13 protein-coding genes and 1 pseudogene are annotated in these 16,710 nt (G+C 66.9%); 5 read left to right on the plus strand and 9 right to left on the minus strand.

What is annotated here, in order from left to right; translation table 11 throughout:
* The first annotated feature begins 252 nt into the window (after positions 1–252).
* Positions 253–2,847, plus strand: coding sequence for a rifamycin-inactivating phosphotransferase (rph, locus tag LIP_RS04555; protein ID WP_068134936.1), 2,595 nt, complete (start codon positions 253–255; stop codon positions 2,845–2,847).
* 376 nt (positions 2,848–3,223) lie between these two features.
* Here the strand turns inward: rph and LIP_RS04560 are convergent, their stop codons facing one another.
* Positions 3,224–4,885: an IS1634 family transposase gene (locus LIP_RS04560; RefSeq protein WP_068134938.1), complete on the minus strand. Its 1,662-nt coding sequence runs from the start codon at positions 4,883–4,885 to the stop codon at positions 3,224–3,226.
* 351 nt (positions 4,886–5,236) lie between these two features.
* Positions 5,237–6,214, minus strand: a complete 978-nt coding sequence (locus tag LIP_RS18395; RefSeq protein ID WP_144440325.1) for a hypothetical protein — start codon at positions 6,212–6,214, stop codon at positions 5,237–5,239.
* A 181-nt stretch (positions 6,215–6,395) separates the two neighbouring features.
* On the opposite strand from LIP_RS18395, the gene LIP_RS17570 reads away from it, so the two are divergent.
* Positions 6,396–6,749, plus strand: a complete 354-nt coding sequence (locus LIP_RS17570) for an addiction module protein (protein ID WP_082725859.1) — start codon at positions 6,396–6,398, stop codon at positions 6,747–6,749.
* Between the two features lie 26 nt (positions 6,750–6,775).
* Positions 6,776–6,931 carry a hypothetical protein gene (locus tag LIP_RS20410; protein ID WP_407936397.1) on the plus strand — a complete coding sequence of 52 codons (156 nt, stop codon included), beginning with the start codon at positions 6,776–6,778 and terminating at the stop codon, positions 6,929–6,931.
* A gap of 198 nt (positions 6,932–7,129) precedes the next feature.
* Here the strand turns inward: LIP_RS20410 and LIP_RS04565 are convergent, their stop codons facing one another.
* The gene (locus tag LIP_RS04565) at positions 7,130–8,065 is read right to left on the minus strand and encodes an integron integrase (RefSeq protein ID WP_144440326.1); all 936 of its coding nucleotides are present in this window, start codon (positions 8,063–8,065) and stop codon (positions 7,130–7,132) included.
* A gap of 795 nt (positions 8,066–8,860) precedes the next feature.
* Between LIP_RS04565 and LIP_RS04570 the strand changes: the two genes are divergently transcribed.
* Positions 8,861–10,279: a tryptophanase gene (locus tag LIP_RS04570; RefSeq protein ID WP_068134942.1), complete on the plus strand. Its 1,419-nt coding sequence runs from the start codon at positions 8,861–8,863 to the stop codon at positions 10,277–10,279.
* Between the two features lie 365 nt (positions 10,280–10,644).
* Here the strand turns inward: LIP_RS04570 and LIP_RS04575 are convergent, their stop codons facing one another.
* From LIP_RS04575 to LIP_RS20415, 6 genes and pseudogenes are all read right to left on the minus strand, one after another.
* Positions 10,645–11,115, minus strand: a complete 471-nt coding sequence (locus tag LIP_RS04575) for a disulfide oxidoreductase (protein WP_198409725.1) — start codon at positions 11,113–11,115, stop codon at positions 10,645–10,647.
* Between the two features lie 27 nt (positions 11,116–11,142).
* Positions 11,143–12,327: an MFS transporter gene (locus LIP_RS04580; RefSeq protein ID WP_068134946.1), complete on the minus strand. Its 1,185-nt coding sequence runs from the start codon at positions 12,325–12,327 to the stop codon at positions 11,143–11,145.
* 209 nt (positions 12,328–12,536) lie between these two features.
* On the minus strand, positions 12,537–13,964 hold the full coding sequence (locus LIP_RS04585; protein ID WP_068134948.1) for an isocitrate lyase family protein: 1,428 nt from the start codon (positions 13,962–13,964) through the stop codon (positions 12,537–12,539).
* Between the two features lie 374 nt (positions 13,965–14,338).
* Entirely contained in the window at positions 14,339–15,406 is a 1,068-nt protein-coding gene (locus tag LIP_RS04590) for an ABC transporter substrate-binding protein (RefSeq protein ID WP_144440328.1), read from the minus strand.
* Between the two features lie 111 nt (positions 15,407–15,517).
* Positions 15,518–15,832 carry a hypothetical protein gene (locus LIP_RS19475; RefSeq protein ID WP_068134952.1) on the minus strand — a complete coding sequence of 105 codons (315 nt, stop codon included), beginning with the start codon at positions 15,830–15,832 and terminating at the stop codon, positions 15,518–15,520.
* 64 nt (positions 15,833–15,896) lie between these two features.
* Positions 15,897–16,280, minus strand: a pseudogene (locus tag LIP_RS20415) (IS110 family transposase); the annotation flags it as partial.
* Between the two features lie 38 nt (positions 16,281–16,318).
* Here LIP_RS20415 and LIP_RS04600 point away from each other — a divergent pair.
* Complete coding sequence (locus LIP_RS04600; RefSeq protein ID WP_068134953.1) at positions 16,319–16,534, plus strand: hypothetical protein; 216 nt, start codon at positions 16,319–16,321, stop codon at positions 16,532–16,534.
* Positions 16,535–16,710: the final 176 nt, after the last annotated feature.

Here is a 16,710-nt window from a genome sequence, read left to right on the forward strand (position 1 = left end):
ATGACGGGGCAGTGCTCTGTCGCGGGACTACACGTCTGTATTGCGCCCTCGGATCGAACAGTGAAGAGGAGACCGAAGGCCCGCGCCGTCATGCGCAGGCCCTCTCGCCACTTTCATTATACCAGATCCCGCCCAAGATTCTTAGCGTTGCCTTCCCCGTTCCTGAAGGCTACAATGGGCTTCCCATGGTCTCCTGGCGCTTTGCTGGCAAAGCGGCGGCATTGACTGGCGCACGCGCGAGGGAGGTAGCTGATGGGCTGCTACGTGTTGGGTTTCGAGGAGATCGACCGGACTCAGGCCGCGGCCGTTGGTGGCAAGGGAGCGAACCTGGGGGAGCTGGCGCGGATCGAAGGCTTCCGCGTGCCGCCCGGGTTCTGCGTGACGACGGACGCCTTCCAGCGGATCATGGCGGAAGCGCCGGCGATGGACGATCGGCTCGATCGGCTGTCACACCTGAATCCGGACGACCGGGAGGCGATCCGCGCGCTCAGCGCGGAGATCCGCCAGACCCTCGAAAAGGTCGCCATCCCCGACGATCTGGCGGCGGCGATTGCCCACCGGCTCGCCCGGCTCGGCGAAGAAGCCGCCTACGCCGTCCGCTCCAGCGCGACGGCGGAGGACTCGTCGACGGCCGCTTTCGCGGGCCAGCACGACACGTTCCTGAACGTCGTGGGACCGGCGGCCATCCTCCAGCACATCAGACGGTGCTGGGCCTCGCTCTTCACCGAGCGGGCCGTGACCTACCGCCTGCGGAACGGCATTGACCACCGGAAGGTCCGCATGGCCGTCGTCGTGCAGCAGATGGTCTTCCCGCAGGCGGCTGGCATCCTGTTCACGGCCGACGCCGTCACCGGCCACCGCAAGGTCGCCTCGGTCGAGGCCGGCTTCGGCCTGGGCGAGGCCCTGGTTTCCGGCCTGGTGAACGGGGACGTCTACAGGGTGCGGGACGGCCGGGTCGTCGCCAGGACGGTGGGCACCAAGCGGCTTGCCATCCAGGCTTCGCCGGCCGGCGGGACGCAGAAACAGGCGATCGAGCCGGAGCGGCAGGAGCAACCCGTGCTCACCGATGAGCAGGTCGTGCGGCTCGCGGAGCTGGGCCGGCGGATCGAAGTCCACTTCGGCCGCCCCCAGGACATCGAGTGGTGCCTGGTCGACGATCAGTTCCACGTCGTCCAGAGCCGGCCGATCACCACCCTCTTCCCCATCCCTGAGGCCGGCGACGGGAAGAACCACGTCTACGTCTCCGTCGGTCATCAGCAGATGATGACCGATCCCATCAAGCCCCTGGGGATCTCCTTCTGGCAGCTGACGGCGGGCCGGCCTATGTACGAGGCCGGCGGGAGACTGTTCGTCGACGTCACCCGGGATCTGGCTTCCCCGGCGAGTCGTGCTGGCCTCCTGGAAGGCCTGGGGAGGTCCGATCCGCTGACCCGAGACGCGCTGCAGACCCTCCTCGACCGCGGCGACTTCATCCCATCGCTTCCGGACGAGGCTCCCGGCGGGCCGCCGGTGGGCGGCGCGCCGGCCCCCATTGCGACCGATCCGGCCATCGTCGCCGGGCTGATCGAGCGCACTGAGGCCTCCATCGCCGCTGCGCAGCGCGAGATCCGGAAGAAGTCCGGATCGGCGCTCCTCGACTTCATCCTGGCGGACATCCAGGAGATGAAGCGGGTCCTGGTCGATCCTCATAGCTATCAGGTGATCATCGCGGCGATGGAAGCCAGCCGGTGGCTCAACGAGCAGCTTGAGGCGTGGCTGGGCGAGAAGAACGCCGCCGATACCCTCTCGCAGTCCGTCCCCCACAACGTCACCTCGGAGATGGGGCTGGCACTCGTGGACGTCGCAGACGTGATCCGCCCGCATCCGGAAGTGGTGGCTTTTCTGGAGCACGTCGAGGGCGAGGACTTCCTGGACGAACTGCCCAGGCTCCCGGGCGGCCGGGAAGCGCGCGACGTTATCCGGGCCTGGCTCGACAGGTACGGCATGCGATGCGTCGGCGAGATCGACATCACCAGGCCGCGGTGGCGCGAACGCCCCTCCACCCTCGTGCCCATCATCCTCGGCCACATCAGGAACTTGGAGCCGGGGGCCGGCAAGCGGCGCTTCGAGCAAGGCCGGCAGGAGGCCTGGAACAAGGAGCAGGAGCTGCTGCAGCGGCTGCGGGCGTTGCCCGACGGGGAGCAGAAGGCGCAGGAGACCAGGCGGATGATCGACCGGGTCCGGACCTTCAGCGGGTACCGGGAGTATCCCAAGTACGGCATGGTCAGCCGCTACTTCGTCTACAGGCAGGCCTTGCTGGAAGAAGCCGAGCGCCTCGTGCAGGCCTACGTGCTGCGGGAGAAGGAGGACATCTTCTACCTCACGTTCCAGGAGCTCCACGACGTGGTGCGCACGCATCACGTGGATGACCGGCTCATCCGCGAGCGCAAGGAGGCCTTCAGGTCGTATGAAGCGCTCACCCCGCCCCGGGTGCTCACGTCGGATGGCGAGGCCCTCACCGGCGCCTACCGACGCGACGACTTGCCTGACGGCGCCCTGGCCGGCTTGCCGGTCTCGGCCGGGACCGTCGAGGGGCGGGCCCGGGTCATCCTGGACATGGCCGAGGCCGATCTCGAAGGGGGCGACATCCTGGTCACCGCCTACACCGACCCCAGCTGGACACCCCTGTTCGTCGCGATCAAGGGCCTGGTGACCGAGGTGGGCGGCCTGATGACCCATGGCGCGGTGACCGCCCGGGAGTACGGCCTGCCGGCCGTTGTGGGGGTGGAGCATGCCACCCGCCTGATTCGGGACGGGCAGCGGATCCGCGTGGATGGCACGAAGGGGTATGTTGAGATCTTGGGCTAGGGGGCCGGCACGTGGGACCCACACCAGGAGCGCGTATGGACGGAACGCGACAACGGTGAACTGATCCCCTATCAGGAGGCCGATGAGGTTCGAATGCTCGACGGGCTTGAGTAGCTCGCGCCTCCCCGTATCGGAAGGTGGACCCTGCCCAGGAACAGCCCCAGCCGCAAGCCGCTCCTACCCTGGCAGGGGTGCTCTTGCCGATCCGCTGGCGCCCAAGAGCGCGTGGACCTCGCCCTTAGAGCCTCACGACGCGGCTTTCTCCCCCGCGCCAGGCTGGCGTTGTACAGTGCAAACACACAACCATGGCTGAAAGAAGCCGCAACGAAGGCATTTGCGCCCTGTCGCGGCGGCAAACCGGTTGTTACCATGCACGCTATGCGCTTCTTGGTGTAGGAATGGCCAGATATCTGGCCGGAGGCTTGATGTGAAGCGCCTCGAAGAGGGCCTTCTGGTCCTGGGTGACCCGATTGGTCTGGCAGACCTCACCGTGATGGGTCCGGTGGATCCCCAGCTCGAGCGTGGAGAGGAGGAGCTTCATCTGGTTCCAGGTGCGGTGGGTCTCGTTCTCGGCGACTCTGATGAGCAGGAGTGCGAGCCAGCAGAGGAGCACGTGCGCCCGGATCCGGTCCTCCAGCCGGTGGAACACAGGCCGGATGTCGACGGTGTGCTTGAGCTGGCGGTTCACACGCTCGATCTGCCAGAGCTGCTTGTACCCGGCGACGACGTCCTCGGTGGAGAGGCCATCGTCCGAGGTGCTCACCAGGAGCTTCCCGTCGAGCCTCTCCTCCTGGCGGATCTTCGCCCGGTTCATCTTGAGCGCGCCGGTCTTGGTCTGACGGAGGTAGCGGCCGTAGGTGGGGTGGGAGCGGAGCGCGCAGACAGCCTTGCTGTGCTCCTTCCCCTCCAGATCCCCGAGTTCCGCCAGCCGCTGTTCGGCCTCGGCCACGATGTCCTCCCGCTTCTTCCGATCCCGCTCAGCCTCCTCGGGGTTGTAGACCACGACGAAACGGCGGTGAGCGGCGCTCTCGGGCTGGACGACGACCTCCTTGATCTCAAGCCCATGCGCGAGCTTCTTGTACGTCCCGGGTCGCTTCAGCGCCTCATGCGGCGTACCGCCCTTGCCGAGACGCATCTTCTCGCCAAGGATGTACGCATCGCCCGCCCCCTGGAGGATCCGGCGGTTCTCCTCGGAGTTGAAGCCGGTGTCCATGACCACCACGACACGGCCCAGCTTCCACCCGTTCAGGTCCCGCTTCACCTCCTCCACCACGTTCATGTCGGAGGTGTTGCCGGGCCAGACCCAGCAGCGTACCGGGATCCCGTCCCGGGTGACGGCGAAGCCGATCACGACCTGGGCAAGCCCGGGTCGTCCGTCCTTGCTCTTGCCCCGCTTCCTGAAGCCCTCTGCCTCTTCGGTGTCCGCCTCCTCGTCCTCGATCTCGAAGTACGTGCTGGTGGTGTCGACGAAGAGGAGATCCACCTCCAGGTTGAGGAGGTTGGCCACCGAGTAGAAGACCTCCCGCTGGACCTCGTCGTGGGCCTCCAGGAGGAAGTCCATCGCCCGGTAGAGCTGGTGGACCTCCACCTCGGGGAGCCCTTCAATCCAGACCTCGTTGGCGACCCAATGCTCCATGCCGAGCTTGCTGCCTGGGGCGAGGGCCCGGTTGGCCACCATGGCGAAGATGAGTCTTTCGACAGGGGTGCGGTAGCCCCGCTGGGAGAGGAGCCGGTTGAAGGCCCGATCGAGCTTCAGCCGGCGCCAGACGCCGTCCAGGAGCCAGGTGCCCCCGAGCTTCCTCGATCCCAGGAACTCGAAGGGCCAGTCCAACCCGAGCTCTTGCTGGATCGACTGAACCTCCTCGGGTTCGAGGAAGCGGCTGATGCTCTTGACGAGCCGTCTCAGAGCGTCGAGATCCAGTTGCTCCTTCCGGCCGAAGTTGTAGAGGATCTCAGGCCGGCTCTGACCGCCCTTCCAGCGACTGTGGGCGAGCTGGACGTACTCGACTCCCCTGGATCGAACAGTGCGCAAGTACATTGTACCCAGATCATACCATATCGATCACTGGATATCAAGCCTCTACGCATCTATGGTTGTTACTAGGCGATTTCGGGTTTTTCCCAGCCTTCGTCGCGAAAAAAGCCCATGGTTGAGGGATCGGGGTCGCGAGATGTGCCTCTCGACTGTACAACGCCAGTCCACGGCCGAAGCAACAGCACTCTCAGTCGGGGAGGCCATGCTTCCTATACGTACCGAAGCCCATGGCCGCCTAACGTCATGCCGTATCAGCGGCGCCGACTGTGGGCTCCCCATCTGGCGCGCCCAGTGATCTACGGCGTCCGCTGCATACGCTTGTTGGGCAGTATTGAGCATGCAGTTGACACCAGATCAACGTCCAAACTCGCTCCAGAACGTTTCGGTTGGCTCTGCACTGGCTAGTCCTCGATAGTGTTCCCGCATGTCCCTCAAGAAGCGTTGGACGTTGCTTGTTCCACCCCGTTGTTCTGAGTATGCCAAAGCCCACGTCCAGACAAAGCGTGCACTGGCCGCTAGGGCGCTGATGAAGTCATCGTCCAGGCATTGCGTATCCCTTCCATATGTCATAAAGAGCCCGTCGCGATAGTTGGCCTTTCCTCGATACCGGAAAGCGCAATGCAAGAATGCGATCTTCCTTGGGAGTTGCTGGTCTCTAGTCCTTCTTGCTTCCCTACTACGGAAATCTCGAAAACCATGCTGCCGCCTAACCCGAGTCTTTATGTCCTCAACGTACCAGTTGGCTGTTCCATTAAGATACGAAATCAAGAGACCTTGTGCGTGGCGTCGGCTCGCCCTAAACGTGGCGACCAGGGATTCCCCTCCTACGCCAGGGTAGCTAGGCAACCGTGATTCGTACTCCTCGTCTCTCTGGTGCTCCGCGACCATATTGAGCGGATGAGGGAAGATGCTGGCAAGATCAGCAACAAATCGCGCATAGAAGGAATGATTCGTCCCTTCTCGTCCATCATAGGCTGCCGCGATCGATCGGAATGAGTTGTATACGGCATAGTACCACGCCACGACTGCCGTAGGCCCGATCCACGGCATCGTAAGGGTTCGTATCTCCAGAGATATCAGTGCGATTACAAAGTTCAGTGACTGCAGCAGGGGCGCGAACACCTGCACTACGTTGAAGTCGCGTCGGCGCCTAGTAGCCGAGACGTGCGCCCGACACGCCGCCAACTGCTCTCTTGGAGTAGATCCATGTTCCTGCTCGATCTCGAAACGCAAGGCCTTCGCCCAGTTCATGGTCGCTTGATAGGCGAAGTCAGGCCTCCAGTCCCTATCCTGGGTTCTGATTGCCTGGTACAGCCAGTACTCGGTTGCCATAATACCCCCTCCACCGGACACAAGCCGATTAGAAAGTAGCCTCGCCTGTTCTTTCCGATCTGCCCAACGTCCTGCCGTATCAGCGGCGCCGACAGCCAGCCACCGATCGAGTCTCTCCGGCCTCCTACGGCGTCCGCTGCATACGCTTGTTGGGCGGCGCTCCGCAGCATACAATGGTGGTATGATGAAGCCCAGTGACGAAGTGCTTGCCGATGCGCTCCGGCTCGATGCAAAGGCCCGGGCTGAGATCGCCGCTGAACTCCTCGCAAGCCTGGACGGCCCCCCCGATCCGGACGCCGAGTCTGCCTGGGAGGCCGAGATCCAGCGACGAGTCGCCGACATCGAGGCTTGGACCGCCGAGCTTGAGCCCTGGGAGAAGGTCAAGCGCAGGATCGAGAGAGAAATCCTCGACCGATCACCAGGGCTCTCCGCAGCAGCAAGTCCGCCTCCGATGAGTTCATCGCAGCCGTTCGCTGGTACGAAGCACAAAACCCGGGCCTTGGCGCCGATTCCTAAAGGGCCGTCGCGTCGGTAACGGCCCTGATCGAAACCCATCCCGAGATCGGCTCCCCCGTCTCTGCTGACCACCTTACCCGCAGGGTCCTCGTCCGAGGCTTTCCCTACCAAGTCGTGTACCACCTCCGACCGGACGAGATCGTTATCGTGGCGGTTGCTCACCTGAAGCGTCGCCCGGGCTACTGGCGGAACCGGACCTGAGTTCCGAGTCCGCCCAACTACAGCTTAAGACGTTCTCCATATGACCTGTAGGTCGCAAGATTGATTGGTAATCAGCGTGCCACACGCCCGGAGGAACGGCCTCAGGACGGATCCTTTCTGCAATCTACCTGCTTCGCGCGGCGTCTTATCTTGTTCTGGGTAACTCGACCTGAAGATCCTGACTCTCTGGGTCCCCACTTACAACGAATCCACCGGGCTACGGACGCCACGGCCGCCGCGGTTCAGGACGTGGGTGTAGATCATGGTCGTTCGCACGTCCTTGTGGCCGAGGAGCTCCTGGACCGTCCGGATGTCGTAGCCGTCGGCCAGCAGGTGCGTGGCGAAGGAGTGACGGAACGTGTGACAGGACGCCCGCTTGGTGAGTCGGGCGCGTCGAACCGCTTGGGCCACGGCCCTCTGCACCAGGGACTCGTGCATGTGGTGACGGCCCTGTTCTCCTGTTGTTGGGTTCCTCCAACGTCTCGCCTGGGGGAAGACCCACTGCCAGCGCCAGTCGGTCGCTGCTTGAGGGTACTTGCGCGCAATGGCCTGCGGAAGGTCGACCCGACCCGAGCCCTCGCGAAGGTCCCGATCGTGGGTCGCCTTGACGGTCCGAAGGTGCCTGCGAAGGGGCTCTTTGAGCGCCTCCGGAAGCATCGTCACCCGGTCCTTCGCCCCCTTGCCGTCGCGCACGAGGATCTCGCCTCGGGCGAAGTCCATATCTTGCACCCGCAGGCCGAGGCACTCGGTCACCCGGAGCCCGGAGCCATACATCAGGGAAGCGATGAGCCGGTAGGTTCCCTCGAGCTCGGCCAGGACCGCCCTTACTTCGTCCTTTGTGAGGACGACAGGGAGCCGGCGAGGCTTTCGGGCTCGGATCACGGACCCAAGATCCCCGGTGTGACGGCGGAGCACGTTGCGATAGAGGAAGAGCAGGGCACTGAGGGCCTGATTCTGTGTGGAAGCGCTCACCTTCTCGTGGGTGGCCAGGTGGCTTAGGAACGCGTTGATCTCTGCTTCCCCCATCTCCGCCGGATGGCGCAGGTTGTGAAAGCGGATGAACCGTCTCACCCACAGGCGGTAGCTCTCTTCGGTCCTACGGCTGTAATGGCGTGAACGGAGCGCTTCTCTCAACTGATCAAGGAGCCTGGGCTTGGGTCTGCGGTGTTCGATAGGGTCATCACGCCGGTAGTCTCCGGTACGTGTGGTTCCGGAGTACTGGGATGCGCTGCCTGCGGCGCTCGATGGTGTCCGCCTGGACGATCCATACGGAGGTCGCTCCTTCGAACCGGAGCCTTGCTGCTTCACCCGGACCCACCTCGCCTCTTGGGCCCCGTGGGCATGTCGGGCTCCAGGGAGAAGCGGAACCTACGTGCGTGATTCGACAGGAAGGTAGCCAATCCTCCCGGATCTCGCCATCTTCGGGGCTGATACACGACTTCGAGGAGCGCGCCGCGCCTCGACACGGGGCAAGACCATGTACCCATCGTGCTCAAGCTCGGCCCCCTCCGCAGGGTTGCCCAGGTCGAGTCTCTGGCCAGGCAGCCGTGCAGCTCGTACGTGCCCAGGCGCTGTCCTTGGCGGAGCTCCAGGAGAGCAGCACACGGCGCACCATCGCGCGGGACCTTCCTTTCCTGCGCACGGGCTGCGCTCGGTGCACTCATCCCCGGGCATCGGGGCAGCCTCCCGGCCCGGCAGCCACACGGCGCGGATCACGCGCAGGCAGAGGCGCCCCCCGCGGCGAACTCGGTACCTGCGCGCCACTACACCTCGAGGGCGGGCGCCGGCGTACCATGGAGTGCTCGCCCTCTTCTTCCCTCTTTGACCCCGGCGCACGCCGCCGGCACCTCAGGGGTGCCGGGGCGCAACCGAGCTGAGGCGAGCAGAGTCCAGGTGAGGCGACCCATCCTGGCGAGGAGTGTGGACCTCATGCCTCATGTGGACCTGTCGCGACTGGACGAACCCCTGGCCTGGGCGGAACCGTACCGGGCCAAGATGGTGGAGCCGATCCCCGTCACCCGCAGGGCCGAACGCGAGCGCTTCATCGCGGAGGCCGGCTACAACCCCTTCCGCCTGCGGGCGGAGCAGGTCAGCATCGACCTCCTCACCGATTCGGGCACGGCCGCCATGAGCGACGCCCAGTGGTCCGCCCTGATGCTGGGCGACGAGTCGTACGCCGGCTCCCGGAGCTTCTACCGGCTACGGGACGCGGTGCGGGACGTCCTGGGCTTCGACCACGTCCTTCCCGCCCACCAGGGCCGGGCGGCCGAGAACGTCCTCTTCCACACGCTGGTGCAGCCGGGGCAGGTGGTGCCCAACAACATGCACTTCGACACCACCAAGGCCCACGTCCAGAACCGGCACGCCCGCCCCGTGGACCTGGGGATCCCCGATGGCCGGGATCCCCAGAGCACCCACCCCTTCAAGGGGAACATGGACGTGGCCGCCCTGGAGGTGCTGCTGGAGGAAGAGGGGCCGACCGCGCCCCTGGTCATGCTCACCGTCACCTGCAACAACAACGGCGGCCAGCCCGTCTCCATGGAGAACATCCGGCGGGTGAGCGAGGTGGCCCACCGGCACGGCGCCCTGCTCTTCTTTGACGCCGCCCGCTTCGCCGAGAACGCCTACCTCATCCAGCAGCGGGAACCAGGGTACCGGGACGTGCCGCTCTCCGAGATCGTCCATGAGATGATGAGCCATGCCGACGGCTGCACCATGAGCGCCAAGAAGGACGGCCTGGTGAACATGGGCGGCTTCGTCGCCTTCCGGGACGAGACCCTCTACCGGCAGGCCTCCTCCTTCGCCATCCTCTACGAGGGCTTCGTCACCTACGGGGGCATGTCGGGGCGGGACCTGGACGCTCTGGCCGCCGGCCTGCGGGAGGTGCTGGACGAGGCGTACCTGTCCAGCCGGGTGGGGCAGGTGCGGTACCTGTGGGAGCAGCTCGACGGGCTCGGCATCCCGCTGGTGGCGCCTGCCGGCGGCCACGGGGTCTACGTGGACGCGGCCCGCTTCCTCCCCCACTTCGGCCGCGACGACCTGCCCGGCTGGGCCCTCTCGGTCGCCCTCTACGAGGAGGCCGGGGTGCGGGCGACCGAGATCGGCACGGTCCTGGCCGGCCGGGACCCCGAGACGGGCGAGCACGACTACCCCGCCCAGGAGCTCCTGCGGCTCGCCATCCCCCGTCGGGTCTACAGCTTCCGCCACATGGACGTGGTGGCCGAGGGGCTCCGCCGGGTCTGGGAGCGGCGGGAGAGCCTGCCCGCCTACCGCTTCTCCTACGAACCGCCCGTGCTCCGGCACTTCACGGCCACCTTCGAGCCGCATCCGGTGGCGGTGCACCCGTAGCGGTCGGACCGCTCCCTCGCGCGCCGTCGCGGGAGGATCGGAAAGCGATATCGGACCACACGACGAGCGAGGCGACACCGATCGGGCTCTCGTGGACCATGCCCGCGCCCACGGGTTCACCCGCACCGGACAGCCGCGCGAGCGCTACCTTTCCGATCCCGGGACCGTCGCCGAGCAGCACTCCGGAACGAGCGAGGTAGCGGCGGCCCCCGCACGGGGCCGTCCTGCCTCGCGGCGGGCTGGAGGACCGCGGGAGAGCGGTGGGGCCTTGAAGGTCAAGGCCCAGCATCAAGAAGCCCCAGATCACCTAGGTGCCCCGCTGGCTGCAACCGCTGGGCCGCCCTGAGACGATGCCACCGGGTCCGTCATCTCGCGGGCCCGGGCGACGACTCAGGGACGGCCCCCTGCGCGGGGTCGTTCTGCCTCTCGGCGCGCCGGCAGGCCACCAGGAGCAGCGTCATCGCTGTGAAGGCCACCCAGGCCAGGAACGGCAGGGTGACGAAACCGAGCCAGTTGACGTACTGCACCGAGCACGGCACCCCCGCCGCGCAGAAGGCGTCGGACTCCAGGGCCGGAACCTTCTGAAGGAGGAAGTGGTAGAGCGACGTGAGCCCGCCCAGCACGGTGAGCGGCAGGACGTAGTCGACGACGCCCCGGTCCCGCCGGAGGCTGGCCAGTCCCAGGATGAGCACCAGCGGGAACATGAAGATCCGCTCCACCCAGCACAGGGTGCACGGCAGGAACTGCCGCACCTCACTCGCGTAGATGCTGCCGGCCGTGGCCACCAGCGCGATCAGCCACGCCAAGGTAAGGCCGTGGCGTTCCAGCCAAGGCATGAGAGCCATCCTCCTTTCCTCCGGCTCCTACTCCGGGTGAAGGGCCGGCCCCGCGACCGCCGGCTGGCGCCGGGCCACGGCCGCGGCCACCCCCGCGAGCAGGGCCAAGCAGACGGGAATGAGCCGCATCCCCCAGGCAAGCCCGAAACCGTCTGCAACGAGCCCGATCACCTCCGGCGACACGAGCCCGCCCAGGCCGCTGGCCACGGTGAGGGCGCCGGCGATGGGCCCGGCGAGCTGGGGGCCTTCGTCCATGGCAAGACCCATCAGGGTGGGGAAAGCGCCGGCCAGAAGCACGCCCAGGGCCACACCGAGGACCATCAGGGCCATTGGAGGCCACTCAAACGTGAGGCCCAGCGCCACCGCCGCCGCGCCTGCAGAAGCCCACACCAGCACCGACCCGGGTCGGAAGCGAAGGAGCAGGCGGCTCATCACCAGCCGGCCCGCCAGCAAGCCCAGCCAGAAACCCGAGAGGGTACGGCCGGCCGCCAGGATCTCCAGGCCGCGCTCGACGGTCAGGTAGGTGACGAACCAGTGGACCATACCCCAGACGGTCGCCCCTTCGAGCAGCGCGCCCATCAGGAAGGGCCGCATCCCCTGCCGGCGAAGCAGGTCTCCGTAACCGGGGGCGCGGGTCGGACCTTCAAGGGCCGCCTGGAGCTCGATGGGCCGCAGCGCCACCGCCACTGCCAGGGCCAGGGCGACGGGGACCACCGACAGGCCGAAGACCGGCCGCCATCCCCCGACCGCCACCAGCACCGCCGAAGCCACCAGCGGCCCCACGATGCCCCCGAGGCCGAAGAAGACGTTGAGCAGGTTCAGCGACGCGGCGCGGCGGTCGGGGTGGATCTCGCCCGTCAGGGCGGTGACCGTGGTCGTCAGCACGCCGCCTGCAGAGCCCGCCCCGGCCACGGCCACCAGGAGCAATGGGTAGACCGGGGACCGCCAGGCCAGCGCGAAGCTCGCGAGCAACCCGGCGGCGGCAGCGACCAGGATCCTTCGCCGATCAGCCCGGGCGGTCGCCGCCCCACCCGCAAGCGAGCCGGCCATGAACCCCGCCGATGACGCGGCGAAGAGCATGCCGCCCGCGCCGAAGGACAGACCGAAGGTCTCCAGCACGCTGGGGAGCACCGGGCTGAGCAGCGACGAGGCATAACCCCAGAGGAAGACGACACCATGGAAGAAGAGGACCCGCCCGACCCGGTGTGGCACGCGGACGCCCCCGCCTCGGCATGATCGGGATGCAGGCTCAGCGGCGCCGGCCTCGACGCCGGCCCGGCGCGCGAAGGCCGCCCCCGGAACGTTCGCACTCGGGGACGGCCTCACCTGCAACGGCGTGCCGTCGACCCCCACTCCCTGGGGCGCCCCAGGACGCCATCGCCTTGGAGCACCCCCGGCAACCGCCGTCAGGACTCCCGGGTCTAGAACTGCTCCCGCTCGGTCGATCCGGTGAGGGCCGTGGTGGACGTCTCGCCGGCCGAGACGGTCAGGGCCACCTGGTCGAAGTAACCGGCGCCCGCTTCCCACTGGTGCCGCACTGCCGTGTAGCCGTCCCGCTGCCGGGCGAACTCCTGCTGCTGGAGGCGGACGTAGGCCGTCATGCCTTCGTTCCGGTAGGCAGCAGCCAGGTCGTAGGCGTGGAAGTTCACCAGGTGCCAGCCGGCCAGGGTGATGAACTGGAAGCGGTACCCCATGGCGGCCAGCTCCTGCTGGAAGCCGGCGATGGCCCCGGGGTCCAGGTTGGCCTCCCAGTTGAAGGAAGGCGAGCAGTTGTACGCCAAGAGCTTGCCAGGGTAGCGGGCGTGGATGGCCTCGGCGAAGGCCCTGGCCTGCTCCAGATCGGGCCGGGCCGTCTCGAACCAGAGCATGTCGGCATAGGGGGCGTACTCGAGCGACCGGGCGATGGCACTCTCGAGGACGCCCCGCACCACGTGGTACCCTTCGACCGTGCGCTCGCCCGTCAGGAACCGCTGGTCGCGGGGATCCACGTCGCTGGTGAGGAGGGTGGCGCTCAGAGCGTCGGTGCGGGCGACGAGCACCGTGGGCACGTCCTGCACGTCCGCCGCCAGCCGGGCCGCCTTCAGCGTCCGGATGAACTGGCCCGTGGGCACCAGCACCTTGCCGCCCATGTGCCCGCACTTCTTTTCGGCAGCAAGCTGGTCTTCGAAGTGGACGCCCGCCGCCCCGGCCTCGATCATGCTCCGCATCAGCTCAAAGGCGTGGATGGTGCCGCCGAAGCCCGCCTCCGCGTCGGCCAGGATGGGCACCAGCCAGCGGGAGGCCCGGCCGTCCTCGGGGGTCGTTCGCGCGCTCGCCTCCGGACCCCCGGCGGAATGGCCGTTGGAGGTGGAAGGGTGAACCCCGTTGCCGTTGGACCCCGGCGCCTGCCCTTGGTCGACGACCTCGCCCGGAGACGCCCCACGCCCGGCCGTCTCGCTCCACTCGACCTGGTCGGCCCGGAGCAATGCGCTGTTCAGGCGCCGGACCAGGGCGGGGACGCTGTCGGAGGGGTAGAGGCTCTGGTCGGGGTAGGTCTGGCCAGCCAGGTTGGCGTCCGCGGCCACCTGCCAGCCGCTCACGTAGATGGCTTTCAGACCCGCCCGTACCATCTGGACGGCCTGGGCGCCCGTCTCGGCCCCGAAGGTGGCCACGTAGGGCTCCTCATGCAGCAGCCGCCAGAGGCGCTCGGCCCCAAGCCGGGCCAGCGTGTGCTCGATCCCCACCGAGCCCCGCAGCCGGACCACGTCCTGGGCGCCATACTCCCGCCGGATGCCGCTCCACCGCTCGTGGGCGGCCCACCGTCGTTCCAGGTCCCGCACCTGCTCTTCGAAGGTCTCGCTCGCGGTCACGCGCCATACCTCCCTGTGCTGGACCGCGCCGGCCTCCTCAGGCCGGCGCCGGGCCATGTCGTCACGTCGCGTCGCCGATGTCGGGCTTCAAGTACACGGTATGCGAGGACGAATTTTCCGTGTATACAATGTTGCGCTCAGTCTAATCGCGCGCGTTAGCGCCCGTCAAGCGAACAGAGGCTCGTCGATGCCCCGGAATGCGGATCACGCGACGCGCGAGGTCACGTCCGGCGCACGAACGGGCGCCGGGCGGTCCCGATCTGCTTCACCGGGCGCTGGAACCGGCGCTGGAAGCAAAGGACCGGGGCCCGCGGGATCACCCGCGGGGCCCGGTCCAAGGCCGGCGCGTCCTGGACGGCCGGTGGTCGGCGGGCCTACCGGTCCGCCTCCCCGTACGGTCCCAGGATCTCCACCGCGTTCTGGGCCAGAGAGAGGTCGATCACCTTGGAGAGGTCCACGTCGCCCACCAGGGCGCCGTTCGCCTTGTAGAACTCGTACTGGCGGTTGATGTCGTCCACGTACACGCCGCCGTCGGGATCGAGCCCCGGCGGGTTCACCCTGGACCACATCTCCTTCTCTTTCAACGGTGTGTAGCGGGTCATGATGTCGACGACGGCCTCCCGATCCCCCACGCCCCTGACGAAGACGTCGTTGAAGTCCCGCAGGCCCTTCAGGTAGGCGAGCATGAACCGCAGCGCCACGTCGTGGTTGGCCACGAACCGGGGTGATCCCAGCACGACGGCCGCCTGCGCCCGGGGCAGGTACTCCGTGGTGTCGTTGAAGCGCTCGATGATTCCCTGCTCCACCCCGCGGGTGATGAAGGGCTCGATCTCCATGGCCACGTCCACCGAGCCGCTGGCCAGGGCGGCCAGGATCTGGGCGAAGTCCTGGATCACCACCACCTTCACGTCCTGCTCGGTGAGACCGCCCGCTTCCAGGGCCTTCACCGTCATGTACTGGTCCACGCTGTCCGCGGACGAGTAGGAAACCGTGAGCCCCTTCATCTGCTCGTAGCTTCGGATCTGGCCCGAAAGCCCCTTCCGGATCACCAGGGTGAAGTACGAGCGGCCCGGCAGGTCGTGGCCCTTGTCGGAGATGATGCGCACGTCGAATCCCTGTGCCACCGCGTTGAAGAGGGCGGCGGAGGTGATGCCGCCCGCCACGTCCAGCTGCCCCGCCGCCACTGCCGGCAGCATGTCGTCGGAGTTGATGAAGCTGACCCACTCCACGTCGATGTTGTACTGCTTGAAGTAGCCCCGGGCGTCGGCGATGTAGAAGCCTGCGCCGCTGGCCGCCCCGTCCTCGGCGATCCGAACCGTCACGGGCTCAGGCAGCGGGTCCAGGTCCCCAGAGGACGGCGAATCCTGGGCCACCGCCGCCCATCCGCTCCCCAGGAAAACGAGGGCCCACATCAGCAGGCATGCCATGAGTCTCTTGCGCACGCGTCACTCCCCCTTCTCCAGGTTCCGGCAAACCCTATGCGCCCGCACCCCGCCTCAGGCCAGGCCCTGGCTTGCCCGTCGCGCCCTGCGGGCCGTGCGGCGTGGATTCGGTCACGCCATCCGGTTCCGTGCGCCCGAGACCTCCTCGCGCAGGTGCTGCCAGATGCGCACGAAGAGCTCCGCGGCCGCGGGGTCGGCACGGAGCCCTTCCACGCTTCGGGGTCGCGGCAAGGGCACGGGCATGTCCTCGGCCACCCTTCCGGGGCGGGCGGTCATCAGCACCAGGCGATCGCCCAGGAGGATGGCCTCGTCGATGCTGTGGGTGACGTAGACCACGGTGCGGCGGTTCTCCCCCCAGATCCGCAGGAGCTCCTCCTGGAGCAGGAACGTGTTCTGCTCGTCCAGGGCCGAGAAGGGTTCGTCCATGAGCCGTGTCCTTCGGGTCCGTCTTGCTCGGGCTGTTGTCACGGTCCTCCTTGTGACGCTTGGTGATTATCGGGTTGACCAGCACCACGGTGTAGCCCCTGCCGACCAGCCAGTAGGCCAGCGGCTTCCAGTAGTGGCCGGTGGGCTCCATCCCGATGATCACCCTCTTCGCGCCGATTTCTGCTTGCCGGCGCAGGAGCCGGCTCTCCAGGCGGCGAAACCCTTCGTCGCCGTTGTGGAACTTGAACGGCTCCTCGACGGTTCGCCCCACCTGATCGATGATGCGTGCGTAGTGGGTCTTCTTGGCCACCTCCACCGCCACGATCAGGGTGTTGGAACGAACGAGCGTGATCTTCTCATCGGTTTTCACTGTGAGGGCCTCCCGGTGCTGGTTTGGCTGTCGCTTCCAGATTAGCCGGTGGGTCCTCACTTCTTCAACTTCCCCCATCAAACCTCACAGGACTGCTCGGGTACGTCGAGAACACCGTGCCTGACGATGGCCCCATCGCGGCCATGAAGCGCTTCCACCGAACCTACCTCGACGGGTACATGCAGCGGGTGCCAGAGGGATGGGCCGAGTACCAGCGGTGGCTGCCGATCGTGGCCGCTGCCCGGCTGTCCGATGGCATCGTGGAGCAGCAGGAGTGGCTTCTCGAGCAGGTCCGCTCAGGATTGGCCGCCTCGGAGCCCCCGCCTGCGTGACCCGATAGCGGCCAGCCCCGAACCGGAGGGCCTGAGTGAGCCGATCCTCCTCGCTGACAACCTGGTGAGAGGAGAGCAGCCATGATACGATCCATGGTCGGATGTAGGGAGGAACGGCTACTCTCCCGTCGAATTCTAAAAGCTTATGAGATTAGCTGCTCCGCTCCCTGGGATAG

Source organism: Limnochorda pilosa (assembly GCF_001544015.1).
Classification (GTDB): domain Bacteria; phylum Bacillota; class Limnochordia; order Limnochordales; family Limnochordaceae; genus Limnochorda; species Limnochorda pilosa.

Coding starts and splice junctions, on each gene's coding strand:
- rph (WP_068134936.1), top strand. CDS start 253: ATGGGCTGCTACGTGTTGGGTTTCGAGGAGATCGACCGGACTCAGGCC.
- LIP_RS04560 (WP_068134938.1), bottom strand. CDS start 4,885: ATGTACTTGCGCACTGTTCGATCCAGGGGAGTCGAGTACGTCCAGCTC.
- LIP_RS18395 (WP_144440325.1), bottom strand. CDS start 6,214: ATGGCAACCGAGTACTGGCTGTACCAGGCAATCAGAACCCAGGATAGG.
- LIP_RS17570 (WP_082725859.1), top strand. CDS start 6,396: ATGATGAAGCCCAGTGACGAAGTGCTTGCCGATGCGCTCCGGCTCGAT.
- LIP_RS04570 (WP_068134942.1), top strand. CDS start 8,861: ATGCCTCATGTGGACCTGTCGCGACTGGACGAACCCCTGGCCTGGGCG.
- LIP_RS04575 (WP_198409725.1), bottom strand. CDS start 11,115: ATGCCTTGGCTGGAACGCCACGGCCTTACCTTGGCGTGGCTGATCGCG.
- LIP_RS19475 (WP_068134952.1), bottom strand. CDS start 15,832: ATGGACGAACCCTTCTCGGCCCTGGACGAGCAGAACACGTTCCTGCTC.